The sequence below is a fragment of the Bacillus sp. FSL K6-0138 genome, from assembly GCF_037982765.1.
In the GTDB taxonomy this organism is placed as follows: Bacteria; Bacillota; Bacilli; order Bacillales; family Bacillaceae; genus Bacillus; species Bacillus glycinifermentans.
Window position 1 is genome coordinate 1,286,253 of record NZ_CP150286.1, and the last position, 13,482, is coordinate 1,299,734.

General features: G+C 45.9%; 9 protein-coding genes, 2 pseudogenes and 1 other annotated feature. Of the genes and pseudogenes, 8 read left to right on the plus strand and 3 right to left on the minus strand.

Annotation, left to right across the window (positions count from 1 at the left end):
* Positions 1–10: 10 nt before the first annotated feature.
* The 3 genes from MHB78_RS07095 to MHB78_RS07105 are packed head-to-tail and all read right to left on the minus strand — an operon-like array spanning position 11 to position 2,466.
* Entirely contained in the window at positions 11–1,171 is a 1,161-nt protein-coding gene (locus MHB78_RS07095) for an acetoin utilization protein AcuC (protein WP_046131904.1), read from the minus strand.
* Positions 1,168–1,812 (minus strand): acetoin utilization AcuB family protein, encoded by a 645-nt coding sequence (locus tag MHB78_RS07100; RefSeq protein ID WP_046131903.1) that lies wholly within the window; start codon positions 1,810–1,812, stop codon positions 1,168–1,170. The genes MHB78_RS07095 and MHB78_RS07100 overlap by 4 nt, the downstream gene beginning before the upstream one ends.
* Positions 1,813–1,833: 21 nt before the next feature.
* Positions 1,834–2,466, minus strand: coding sequence for a GNAT family N-acetyltransferase (locus tag MHB78_RS07105; RefSeq protein ID WP_046131902.1), 633 nt, complete (start codon positions 2,464–2,466; stop codon positions 1,834–1,836).
* Positions 2,467–2,621: 155 nt separating this feature from the next.
* Here MHB78_RS07105 and acsA point away from each other — a divergent pair, with 155 nt between their 5' ends.
* The 8 genes and pseudogenes from acsA (at position 2,622) to MHB78_RS07145 (ending at position 13,476) form a co-directional block, all read left to right on the plus strand.
* Positions 2,622–4,340: an acetate--CoA ligase gene (acsA, locus tag MHB78_RS07110; protein WP_065894675.1), complete on the plus strand. Its 1,719-nt coding sequence runs from the start codon at positions 2,622–2,624 to the stop codon at positions 4,338–4,340.
* 54 nt (positions 4,341–4,394) lie between these two features.
* Positions 4,395–4,628, plus strand: a binding site (T-box leader).
* A gap of 49 nt (positions 4,629–4,677) precedes the next feature.
* Positions 4,678–5,943, plus strand: coding sequence for a tyrosine--tRNA ligase (gene tyrS / locus MHB78_RS07115; RefSeq protein ID WP_046131117.1), 1,266 nt, complete (start codon positions 4,678–4,680; stop codon positions 5,941–5,943).
* Between the two features lie 370 nt (positions 5,944–6,313).
* Positions 6,314–6,601 carry a metallophosphoesterase gene (locus MHB78_RS07120; protein ID WP_231947378.1) on the plus strand — a complete coding sequence of 96 codons (288 nt, stop codon included), beginning with the start codon at positions 6,314–6,316 and terminating at the stop codon, positions 6,599–6,601.
* Positions 6,553–6,831, plus strand: a pseudogene (locus tag MHB78_RS07125) (metallophosphoesterase family protein); the annotation flags it as partial. The gene MHB78_RS07120 and the pseudogene MHB78_RS07125, both read left to right, overlap by 49 nt.
* A 24-nt stretch (positions 6,832–6,855) precedes the next feature.
* A complete protein-coding gene (locus MHB78_RS07130; RefSeq protein WP_231947521.1) occupies positions 6,856–7,071 on the plus strand; it encodes a hypothetical protein in 216 nt (71 codons plus the stop codon).
* 34 nt (positions 7,072–7,105) lie between these two features.
* Positions 7,106–10,915 (plus strand): annotated as a pseudogene (locus tag MHB78_RS07135) (phage tail tape measure protein); the annotation flags it as partial.
* Complete coding sequence (locus tag MHB78_RS07140) at positions 10,915–11,751, plus strand: phage tail family protein (protein WP_046131112.1); 837 nt, start codon at positions 10,915–10,917, stop codon at positions 11,749–11,751. The pseudogene MHB78_RS07135 and the gene MHB78_RS07140, both read left to right, overlap by 1 nt.
* Positions 11,752–11,763: 12 nt before the next feature.
* Positions 11,764–13,476, plus strand: a complete 1,713-nt coding sequence (locus MHB78_RS07145) for a phage tail protein (protein ID WP_065894673.1) — start codon at positions 11,764–11,766, stop codon at positions 13,474–13,476.
* Positions 13,477–13,482 lie beyond the last annotated feature (6 nt).

The window sequence follows — 13,482 nt, forward strand, 5'->3', positions numbered from 1 at the left end:
ATAGTGCAAGCTATGACGGACGCGAGGCGGAACGGATCGGAAACAGCGCTTTTGAAACGGTACGCGCATTTTTTTCCGTAATCTCGGCTTTTCTCGGAATTGGAGCATACAGGCCGTCAGGATCGCTCCATGCGGCCGGCAGCGGGACAGACGCTTGTTTTTCCCAGCGTTTCAGCCATTTTTCGGGCATATGGCCTTCAGCCTTGATTCCTTTCATTTCGAGCCAGATTCTCCCCCATGCCCGCGGGACGACCCTCCAAATGTCATAGCCTCCGCCGCCGACGGCAATCCATCTGCCGTCGCAATACTTGTGCGCCAATTCGTGAGCAAGCTTTGGAATTTCTTCATATATTCTCATCGTTGTGCACAAGTGTGTGAGCGGATCATAGTAATGAGCGTCAGCTCCGTTTTGCGTCAAAATTACGTCAGGCTTGAAAAATTCGGCGATTTCACGTACAGCCGTGAGGTAGGAATCGATGAAAGACTGATCCTCGGTAAACGCGTCTAGCGGAATATTAAACGCGTACCCGTAGCCTTCGCCATGGCCCCTTTCCTGAACCTGGCCCGTTCCCGGGAACAGATAGCGTCCTGTTTCATGAATCGAGACGGTGCAGACAGATGGATCGTCGTAAAAGGTGAATTGCACGCCGTCTCCGTGATGGGCGTCTGTATCAATGTACAAAATTCTGGCGCGGTAGTTTTTCTGCACATAGCGGATTACAACCGAGCTGTCATTATAAATGCAAAAACCGGAAGCTCTCCCTCTGAATCCGTGGTGAAGCCCGCCGCCGAGGTTGAGGGCGTGCTTTGCCTTGCCGGTCATGACATAGTCAGCAGCCGTCAGGGTGCCGCCCACCAAAAGCGAAGCGGCTTCATGCATGCCGGCAAAAACGGGCGTATCTTCCGTGCCGAGACCGTAGCTCTCTCCGTCTGCTTCGGGAAGCTTTCCCCGTCCGGCAAGCTTTACGGCTCTGATATAATCTTCCGTGTGAACGAGGCTGAGTTCAGATTCTGTCGCCATTCGCGGCGCGATGATTTCTCCCTGTCCAAACGCATTCATCGTGTTCAGAAGGTCATACGTGACATAGACCCTGAGCTGGTTAAACGGATGGTCCTGATGAAATTGATAGGTTTGGTAGGAGGGAGAAAAGACAAAGACGCAGTCTTTCATAGCAAATCCCTTTGCTCTGCGGGCCAAAGCACTTGATACCCTTTTGATTTTACATCTTTTATGCTTGCTTCCGGATTCATCGTCTGCACGCGAAATACGAGAATTTTTTCATTTTCTTCTTCGCCTGGATAAACGAGCACGCTTGAAATGCCGATTTGCCGCCTGCTGAAAATCATGCTGATATCGGCGAGGCTTTTGGCGATATCATCGGTTTTAATTTCGATCTGCGAGCCGGGAAAATGGGCGCCCGTCAGCCTGACAAACGTATGAAGCAAGTCAGACTTCGTCACAATGCCGACCAGTTTACCGTTTTTCACAATCGGAAGGCAGCCGATTTCGTGTTCGAAAAACACGGCTGAGATTTCCTCGGCGAAATCGAGCGGATGCCCTGTCACGACTTCTTTTGACATGATCAGTTCAACCGGTTTCTGCAAAGCGCCGGCTGAGCTGTTTTGAGCAAAAATACTCGGGGTTGCCGTCTTTACATCCCGATCCGTCACAACGCCGACGACGGTTCCCCGTTCATTGACGACAGGGAGGTGTTTAATGCGGAATGTCCTCATTCGTTTGATCGCTTCTTCGATCGTATCTGTTCTTGAAAGCGTCACAACGTCTTTTTTCATGATTTTTTCAACAATCATATTTAGATCCCCTTTGCTCCCTTAATACATAAAGCGGTTATGGAACCGGAGCCTGTCAAAGCGCTCGATCGATTCCTGGCTGACCTCTTTTCCGATGCGGGCCATTAAACAGTTGGCGGGATGAGAACTGATTTCCGGATCGTCTGTGGCAAACCAGACAAGGCCCCCGGCATTCATCATCTTCTCCATCATCTTTCTGTACTCCCAGACATCTTTGTTTGTCCCCTTCAAATCCCAATGCCAGTAATATTCAGTCGTAATGATAATGTATTTTTCCATTTGTTGATCCATCATGCTGACCTCTAAAAGCGTCTTTCCGACAGAGTGTCCTCTGAACCTTGGAACCACCTCGATGGCGCCGAGTTCGATTAAATTTTCCATGTTTCCTTCAGACCATCTTTCAAGCGGGTCGGGATAAACGTAGGTGACATAGCCGACAATGGTATGATGGAAACGAGCGATGATAATCCGTCCTTCGGGAAGCCCTGCGATTTCGATTAATGCTTCATGCTGTTTTTCAGATGGGCGAAAGGCTGTAAGCTCTGCATGAAACTCATACTCTGCGAGTTTATCGGGGCTGATAGGGCCCTCTATCAGCAATGTGCCTTCCCCCGTGTGCAATTCTTTGGCATGATAGGTTTTGTGATGCTTCACGTATTCACCGCCTCACGTCTTAGTTGAAGTCTTTTACACATAACATACCAAAATATTAAGCGTTTTCAAAGGAAAGAACAATATTTTTTAAAAATTGAGAAAATAAAAAATCTATACTATAATATATTTTGATGATGGAACAAAGGGGGATGGGCATGGAATTGAAAGCGTTACCAGCCGTGAAGGGAAATTATAATCTAAACGACTATGAGGAAGTATACCGGACGTTTGACTGGAAAGATGCTGAAAAAAACTTTTCATGGCACAAAACAGGAAAAGTGAATGCGGCATATGAAGCCATCGACCGCCATGCTGAATCGCACTTGAAAAACAAAGTGGCTTTTTATTACAAAGATCCGGCCCGCGACGAAAAGTACACCTTCAGAGAGATGAAAAATGAAACGAATAAAGCCGGGAACGTCTTAAAAAAACACGCCGATGTCAAAAAAGGCGACCGTGTGTTTGTTTTTATGCCGAGATCGCCCGAGCTTTATTTTATTATTCTCGGCGCCGTCAAACTTGGGGCCATCGTCGGGCCTTTGTTTGAAGCGTTCATGGAGGGTGCGGTAAAAGACCGGCTGAAAAACAGCGAGGCGAAGGTCATCGTCACGACGCCTGAACTGCTGGAGCGGATTCCGCAAAAAGAGCTTCCGGATCTGAAAACGATTGTGGTCGTCGGGGAAGGCGTGAAGGAAGAAGGGCCTATTGTAGACTATTTTTCAAAAGCTGAAGAAGCAAATACCGATCTTGAGGTTGAATGGGTCGATCCGGAAGACGGAATGCTTCTTCACTATACGTCAGGCTCTACAGGCGCGCCAAAAGGGGTTCTCCACGTCCATCAAGCGATGGTCCAGCATTACCAGACGGCGAAATGGGTCCTTGATCTGCGGGATGATGATATCTACTGGTGCACGGCTGATCCGGGCTGGGTAACCGGAACAATCTACGGCATCTTCGGTCCGTGGCTGAACGGGGCGACGAATGTCGTCGTTGGCGGCAGATTCAGTCCGGAGTCGTGGTATGAGACGATTGAACAGCTGGAAGTCACCGTTTGGTACAGCGCACCGACAGCCTTCCGGATGCTGATGGGAGCCGGCGACGACCTCGTAAACAAATACGATTTAAGCTCATTGAGGCATATCTTGAGCGTCGGAGAGCCTTTAAATCCGGAGGTCATCAGATGGGGGCACAAAGTGTTCCATAACCGGATTCATGACACATGGTGGATGACCGAGACAGGTGCACAGCTTATTTGCAATTATCCTTGCATGGAGATCAAGCCGGGTTCGATGGGCAAGCCGTTCCCCGGCATCGAGGCAGCGATCGTCGATAATCAGGGAAAAGAGCTCCCGCCTTACAGAATGGGCAATCTTGCCATTAAAAAGGGCTGGCCGTCGATGATGCGCTCCATCTGGAATAATCCCGAAAAATACAGCTCGTATTTTATGCCGGGGGATTGGTACGTATCTGGGGATTCCGCATACATGGATGAAGACGGATACTTTTGGTTCCAGGGACGGATTGACGATGTCATCATGACGTCAGGCGAACGCGTCGGTCCGTTTGAAGTCGAAAGCAAGCTCGTCGAGCATCCGGCCGTGGCTGAAGCCGGTGTCATCGGCAAGCCTGATCCCGTCCGCGGGGAAATTATTAAAGCTTTCATTGCACTCAGGGAAGGATACGAGCCGTCAGACGCCTTAAAAGAGGAAATCAGACAGTTTGTCAAAAAAGGCCTGGCCGCGCATGCTGCCCCAAGGGAAATCGAATTTAAAGATAAACTGCCGAAGACGAGGAGCGGAAAAATCATGAGACGCGTCCTGAAAGCGTGGGAGCTGAACCTCCCGGCCGGCGATCTGTCGACGATGGAAGACTGATGCTTCATTGACAATGAGGAAATATTATGTTAAAAAAGATTTAGTCTTAAATACGAAAAGGTGAAGACTGAGATCAGTAGAACGCATCCTTCCCTGTCTTAGAGAGCTGATGGCCGGTGAGAATCAGCACAAATGGATGGTTCGAATTACACTCACGAACCGCTTTTACGAAAAAGCCTGCCGCTTTGTAGTAAAAGAGCGGACGATGTCCGTTATCAACAAGAGTGAAAAGGACGCCCCGTGCGTTCTTTTAAGCAGGGTGGTACCGCGATGTTCATCGTCCCTTCGTTTACACGAAGGGGCGTTTTTTATTTTAGGAAAAAAGGAGCCAATAATGATGACACATTTACTTGATGATTTGTCCTTCAGGGGACTGATTCAGCAGCAAACCGATGAAGAGGGATTAAGGGAGCTCCTCGATCAGGAGAAGATCAGCCTGTACTCAGGCTTTGACCCGACGGCTGACAGCCTGCATATCGGGCATTTGCTGCCGATCTTAATGCTTCGCCGCTTTCAGCAGGCCGGGCATCGCCCGATCGCACTCGTAGGCGGCGCGACAGGCCTGATCGGCGATCCGAGCGGAAAAAAAGCCGAGCGGACGCTGAACAACGGAGAGATTGTCCGCGAATGGTCGCAGAAAATCAAGGATCAGCTTTCGCGTTTCCTTGACTTTGAAGCTGACGAAAACCCGGCGGTAATGGCCAACAACTATGACTGGATCGGGCAAATGAATGTGATTGACTTCCTGAGGGATGTCGGCAAAAACTTCGGCATCAACTACATGCTTGCCAAAGATACGGTAAGCTCCAGAATCGAAACGGGTATCTCATACACAGAATTCAGCTACATGATTCTGCAGTCTCTCGATTTCTTAAACCTATACAGAAACGAAGGGTGCAAGCTGCAGGTCGGCGGCAGCGACCAATGGGGCAACATTACAGCCGGCCTTGAGCTGATCCGGAAATCGGAAGAAAGCGCAAAAGCTTTCGGATTGACGATCCCGCTTGTGACAAAAGCGGACGGCACGAAATTCGGAAAAACGGAAGGCGGCGCGATCTGGCTTGATAAAGAGAAAACGTCGGCCTATGAGTTTTACCAATTCTGGATCAACACAGATGACAGAGATGTCGTCAAATACTTAAAATATTTCACTTTCCTTTCCAAGGAAGAAATCGAAGAACTGGCTGAAAAAACAGAAACAGCTCCTGAAAAACGCGAAGCGCAAAAACGCCTTGCCGAAGAAGTGACGGTCCTCGTTCACGGCCGCGAAGCGTTCGAGCAGGCTGTCAACATTTCAAAAGCGCTCTTCAGCGGAGACATTAAACAGCTGTCAGCCGAAGAAGTGAAGGTCGGCTTCAAAGGCGTTCCTTCCATGGAACTCGGGCAAACCGATGAACTGCCGCTCGTCGATGTCCTCGTCCAATCGAAGCTGTCGCCATCCAAACGCCAGGCGCGCGAAGACATCACAAACGGAGCCGTCTACATCAACGGCGAACGACGCACTGACGTAAACAGCGTCCTCAGCCGCGAAGACCGCATCGAAGGCCAATTCACCGTCATCCGCCGCGGGAAAAAGAAATACTTCCTGCTGACTTATAAGTAATCAGCGAACCCTTGCCAAATGGCAAGGGTTTTTTGTTCCCTGGGAATATCAAAAAGTGTGGATGTAGCCATCAAAATCGTGTTAAAGATTCCAAGACCATCGGGAGGTAAGGAAATAGACATGTTACTCGATCATTAATATTTTGGCTCTTACGTAACTAGCCAGTAGACGGAGCAGGTTAAAGGGAAGGGAAAACTGAGCCGAATTTTCACGGTAGAGAGAATAGGATTTTTGTCTTGCACTTACCAACCGTCTCTTTATTTTATAGAGAGCCTTCAGATATACGGAAGGATTTGCATAGAGCCGGCTATGAATATATATATTGAGAAGAGATTGTGAAAAAACTAGGCGAAGGGGAGGAATTTCACAGATGAAGATTGCGGCACTTTATGATATTCATGGAAACCTGCCGGCATTAAATGCATTGCTAAAGGAACTTGAAGATGTCAAGCCGGATTTAATTGTTATTGGTGGAGATATCGTCTCTGGACCAATGCCTAAACAAACTTTGGAACGGATTTTCTCCTTGACTGATAAAGTTCGCTTTATTCGAGGAAATGGGGATAGAGAAGTAGTAATGGCTTTTGATGGAAAAAACTCCCATCTACAATGTCAGAAAAGGGTCGACAAAGAACCCAATGGGTCGCTGATCAGTTAACTCGGTCTCAAAGAGACTTTCTATCAAAATTACCCGAAACAGTAACAGTTCATATTAATGGATTGGGAGATGTGCTATTTTGTCACGCTACACCACGTAGTGATGAGGAAATCATTACACCCAATACCTCCCAAGAACGACTTGCCACTATTTTTTCAGGCATTCGGCAACAGATTGTTGTCTGCGGACATACCCATATGCAATTTGAGCGACAAACAGGCAGTATACGCATTGTCAATTCTGGGAGCGTAGGAATGCCATTTGCTGATGAACCAGGGGCATACTGGCTCCTAATTAGTCCAACAGGTTATGAGTTTCGACATACGGCATACGATGTTGAGGCGGCGGCGCAAGAGATTAGAGCAAGTAAAGACCCAGGAGGAAAGGAATTTGCCGATGAGAATGTGATCAAGGTTCCAACTGCTGCAGAAGCATCGGAATTTTTAGAGCGTATTGCAATGAAAAACTAGTCGGGTATGGAGGGGGATTGCTTGCATACATTTTGACGGAGAAGTTGCCGAAGGAATGCAGTATCTTGCGATGGCTGGGTATAAAACGAATCAAATCATTGGAGCTATGCCTGGTCTTCTCTCGACTGCCGCAGCCGGTCAAACAGACCTTGGGGTCACAGCAGACATCGTTTCTGATATCTTGACGGAATTTCATATCAAAGCTGAAGATACAAACCGCGTTGCGGATGCGATGACGTACACGTTCACCAATTCAAACGCAACGCTTCAAGAGATCGGCCAAACGATGAAATATGCGGCTCCGGCGGCAAAAACGGCCGGGCTCAGCATGGAAGAGTTAGCCGCAGCAACGGGTATTATGGCAAACAGCGGGATTAAGGCTGATATGGCAGGAACGGCTTTGCGGGCTACACTAACCCGCTTATCATCTCCGCCAAAACAGGCCGGAAATGCGATCCATGAATTAGGTTTGCAGGTAACCGATTCAACCGGAAAATTGCGTCCGCTTTCGGATATAATCGGCCAGATCAATGAGAAAACAAAAGATTATACCGAAACTGAAAAAATCCGTATTGCCAAACAATTGGCGGGGCAACACGCCCTGTCTGGTTTTATTACTTTAATGCACGCAGGGAAAGATAAGCTCCAAGATTTTACCAAAGAGATAGAAAATAGCGGGGGCGCCGCGGACAAAGTAGCCAAAAAGCAAATGGATAACCTCGCTGGATCTGTTGAATATCTGAAATCAGCTGTGAACAACGCTCTTATCACTTTGGGGAATCAGTTTCTCCCTGTGATTCGTGCAACCACTGACGGCCTAACAAAATTCGTTACCTGGTTTGATTCATTACCCCCTTCTGTTGCGAGTACCATTGCGATCACTGGCGGAGCTGTAACTGTTTTTTCACTTTTGGGTGGAGCATTCTTATTGATTTTAGGCTCTCTGCCAAAAGTGGCAGCAGGCTGGAACATGTTACGTACTGCTGGGAGCTATTTAACAGGTAATGTAAACCGAGCATCAGCAAGCCTCAGCGTTTATTCCACAGAAGCTATTGCGGCGGGAGCAGCTTCCAGGACAGCGGCTGCAGGAATGAACACGACCTCCACGGCGGCGGCTGTAGCATCTACAAGGATGGGACGTTTCCATCAATCAACCGCGGTCGCAACAACGAGAGTAGGGCGGCTTGAGCAGTCATCTAGTAGAAGTACAAGAGCTATGCGGGGACTGGGTGGTGCTTCACGTGTTGCCGGGCTTGGTCTAAGTTTATTTGGCGGCCCCGTCGGGACAATCGCCGGTCTTATTCTTTCCTTTGCGCCTGAGCTCTTAAAATTCGGCGGCAATATTTTAAAGGTCGGAGCCAATGCAATTAAAGGTGCTGGCGGCTTTTTGAGTTTAGCGAAAAGTGGTTTTGGTCTGTTTAACATTCTTAAAAAGGGCGCAGGAGTTGTCGGTCTTTTACGCGGTGGATTGAGCCTTCTGGGCGGTCCTATTGGCCTTGCCGTTACAGGTGTAACGCTTCTCACGGAAGCCGGTATGAACTATTATGATAACCTGAAGAAAAGGGTTCTTCCATCGACTATTGACTTTGGTGAGGGAGTATCGAAGTCTACTGCAAAGGCTGTGAATGCTTATGAAGATATGAATACAAAAGTCACAGCTAAGCTTGAGTATCTCCGTTTAACCAATGCGAAAATCACCAAAAAAATAGCGGACGATGTCACAACACGGTTTACAACGATGGGAGAGACTTTGAAGAAAGGGTTCCAAACAAGCGCGGATTCAGCCACCAAGGTATTAAGGGAATTTTATGCTTCTAATGATAAAACTTCAGATAAGGAAGCAGCTAAGATTCTAAATAAAATTGAAGTTGGAAACCAAAAGAAACAAAAGAAAATACAAGGATACGTGGATCGTGTAAATGAGATTTATCGAAACGCCGCAAAAGAACATCGTAAGCTTACGGATAAAGAAAATAGAGAAGTTACTAAAATTCAAGGGAAAATGCTCGCCCAAATGGAGACAGCACTTACTCGTAGTAAAGATGAGCAAACGAAAATTTCGAGAAAGTTGAAAGAAGAATCTTCAAACCTTTCCGCTAAACAGGCAGCCGCAGTTGTAAGGAATAGTAACAAAGCAAAAGAAAAAACAATTAAAGCTGCCAAAGACCAATATAAGGCTGTAGTTGACGCGGCGGATGACCAATATTATGTCAAAGGGACAATCAGTAAAAAAGAACATGATGACACTGTTAGTAAGGCTCGGAAGCAGAAGGAAAAGACTATAGCTAATGCTGAAGAGACACATAAAGGTGTGGTCAAAGAGGCGAAACTTCAAGCGGCTGGTCATCTCAAACAAGTAGATTGGGAAACAGGAGAAGCTCTCGGCGAGTTTGATACTTTTGTTATCGATATGGCAGGTGTTGTAAATAGTATCACCGGCGGAATTAATAAGATTCTTGAGTTCATGCACATACCAACTATACCGGAATGGAAGCCCAAAGGATATCAAGATACTTCTAAAATGCAAGTTGCACCTGGTGTCGCTTACGCAAAAGGAACGGACTTTCACCCTGGTGGGAAGGCGCTTGTTGGTGAAGAAGGTTGGGAGTTAGCACATACGCCTGGTATCGGAACTTATGCCGTAGGGGTAGGAGGCCCACAAATTTGGGATCTCCCACGAGGTACCTCCGTACTTCCACATGACCAGTCAAAAAAATTAGCGGCTATGGGATTGCCTGGATATGCAGGCGGAGTCGGCGACTTTTTCAAAAAAGCGATTGACGGCTCTAAAAAAATGGTCAATGGGGCTGTATCATTCGGAAAAAGCGTTGTAAATAAAGTCGGGGATGTCAGCTCAACCGCAATGGACTTGATTACAAAGGGTCCCGGCAACTTAATCAAAAAACTGTTTAGTGGGCTGATCCCCTACAAAACTGGAAAAGGCATTGACTCGTTAGGGACCGGTATACTCAAGACATTGAAGGATGGGGCAGCTCAATTCCTGAAAGGTGTCATGCCGGATCCAGGTACATTTAAAGGAGCCGGCGGAACAAAAGCTGTAAACCAATGGGTGACTGAAGCAGTCGGCATCGCGGGTGTGCCGATTTCATGGATCCCGGGGCTTGTTACTATCGCCATGAAAGAAAGTGGCGGTAATCCTAACGCCATCAATTTATGGGATTCTAATGCGAAAGCTGGGCACCCTTCACAAGGGCTGATGCAGACGATTCCGAGCACGTTCAACGCGAATAAGTTTCCTGGACATAATAACATTTTGAATCCGATCGATAATATCCTGGCTGCCATTAACTATATCAAACGACGATATGGTGACATAAACAATCATCCGGGGTTAAAATCGATGGCACGAGGCGGCGGATATGTTGGATATGCAAAAGGCGGTATTTCGCCTGGCCGTGGTGGATCAAAATGGGCGATCTTAAATGAACGCGGGTATGATGAAACGACCATCACAGAGGATCCATCTTATCGGGAGCGCAATATTGGGCTATGGGCCCGTGTTGGTAGAAAGCTTGGCGTACTTCCGGATTTGCAGGATGGAATGATTTCAAAAGCGCTCCTCCTGCTTCAAAAAGTTTCGGAAAAGCCTGCACAGGAATTGGCCTCGCCTAAAGACTTTTCTGTGGACATCAGCCGTGTTGTGCAGAACCAAGAAAAACAGATCAGTATGATGGCAAAACAAATTGATTTTCTAAATAAAAATGTGCAGCTCTTGCAACAGATCCTATTAAAAGATAACAACACTTATCTTGATGGGAAGAAAATCGATCAATCATCCGGGGATCGGTATACTCGAACTTCATACTTGAATGGGGTGAGATAGTGGAATTGTACATTGACTATGATAATGGTTTAGGGGAGCAGAGTTTAAGCAGCCTGCTTCCTTTTTTTGAACCTTTAAGTTTTACACCTGAGTCACCAGGCATTGAGCGTGAAACAACAAATATCCCGAGAATAAATGGAGTCGTTTTGCCGCAGCATCCCCGTGACGTCAAATATACAGAAAGAAAAATATCAGTTGAAATCTATCTGAATTCAGTCATTGCCGAAAATTTTTATCAGTATCGGCGAGAACTATACGCGGTTTTGGTTAAACCGTTCCCTTACTATATTTCAACTGACTTGCTGCCGAATCTCCGTTTTCGTGTCACATGTGATGGGAATTTCAGTATTCCAAAGGAAAAAGAAAAAAACCATGTTTCTTTTACTGTGGAATTTAACAACTACACTGGTTTGGCTGAGTCAAAATTTACTACTTTGACAAAACAGAATTTTCACGGAGAATACTGGAGCCCAGGCATGAATATTCAGATGCACGACAACCTGGAATATGTGTTTAAAAATCGAAAAAGATTTCAGGTTTACAATACGGGGGATGCTTTTATCAATCCCATGCAGCATGACTACAGTGTGACCTTACGGGCTTCAGGTAAAAACGTGACGATCATCAACCATACAAATGGGGAGAAGCTGAAAATTGAACAGGAATTGAAAAAATCACAGCCAGTCACTTTTATAAAGCAGTATACCGTGATCAATAATAAGCCGGTTAAAACCTCCGGCAGGCTCCCGGGGCTTGATATAGGGAGCAATGATTTTGAAATACAGAATACCAATGATTTTGAAATCATTTTCGATACACGTTTCTATTACGCATAAGGAGCAAGTACAATGGCAAATTCAGATTTTATAAAAGAAATTGCACCGGACGCCCAAAGGGTCTATAAAAAGTATGATATTCTCGCGTCTCTCATTATTGCTCAAGCCTGTTTAGAGAGCGCATGGGGGACAAGCGGGCTCGCTCAGAAAGGAAAAAATCTATTCGGAATTAAGGGGACTTATAACGGGCAATATGTTCTCATGTGGACGACTGAATACGATCGGAAAGGGAATGCGACCCGGGTACAAGCCAAATTCCGCAAGTACCCATCCTGGTATGCTTCTCTGCAAGATTTAGCCAAACTTTATGTTAACGGAACAAGCTGGGATCCCGACCATTATAAAGCCATAGTAGGTGAAAAAGATTACAAGAAAGCGACAGCAGCCCTTGTAAAAGCCGGCTATGCTACTGACATGGCTTATGCAACGAAATTAAATGGCCTGATAGAAACATATAATCTGACACAATATGATTCTGTGGACGATATTCCTGTTGATCCTGATCAACCTGACACACCGATACCGGAGCCGGAATTTCCGAGTAAGGAATATGACGGCAAAGACATCACACTCAATCAGAATTTGCCTTCAGATGTTGATTTTCCACAGCTGCATGTTTCAACGAAGGATGGTAAAAGTGTTGTTGAAATAACGGGGGTTTCCGTTGATCTGACGGACGATACGACAGGTAAGAAGAGTTTTACCTTCACGATCACAAAAACGCAGGATAACGGCACAGAATTCGATTTATTGGTGAACGACAACATACTTTATCTGGATGAGAAAAAATTCAATCATCAAAAATACTATATTACGGATGTAGAGGTAAGGCAGGAAAATAATATCCTTACAAAAACCGTCACAGCAGCTCATATTTTTTCTGTTCTGCTGATCAATAATTACGTGAATGATACCGTAACAAAGAAATTAAAGCTTAGAGAAGCGTTGAATATTGCCTTGAAAGATACAGATTTCAAATATATTCTGAAGGCGCCAGAGAGCGAGTTTCCAAGCGCTGATCATGAGAATTTTGGTGATAAAAACTCTACGGAATTGATGGATGAAATTATTGAAGATTATGGGCTTGAAATAGATGTCGATAACTATAAAATCCATGTCTATAAAAAAATGGGGAACCGAATCGATTTTACACTAGATTCCCGTTATAACATGCCCGGCATTACAATTAAAACAAGTTCTCAAAATAGTACGACACGAGCCTGGGGGTACGGTGCCTTAAAAGAAGGCAGCAATAGTACAGATAAGGATCCAAAATATGAATTTGAGCCTATTTTATATGTTCATCCTGATGAAGATAAATTCTTAATTGAAGGGAAGCCGCGGTGGGCTGAACCGATAAAAGATGAAACGATCAAAAAATCCAGCCGCATGGTTTCAGCACTGAAAAAACATGTGAATCCTTATCCAGAAATGACGATCGAAGCTGATTTCAAAAAAATCTATGAGCCAAAACTTTTAGAAATTGAACAAGACTTCTGGAAAGGCGACACAATTCACGTCTTGGCCGATACGGCGGATGGCATCACATTTGAAGATGATGTAAGACTGATTTCAATTCAGTACAATCCATTGGATCCATACAGCAGCCCGCAGCTGACGTTTGCAAATTTCCGTAAAGACATTCAGGACATCAATGTTGACCAGGCAAAAAGGTTAAGGAATCAAAAAAGATATATAGATCAGTTATTTAAAACGCTCAGATAAGCGTTT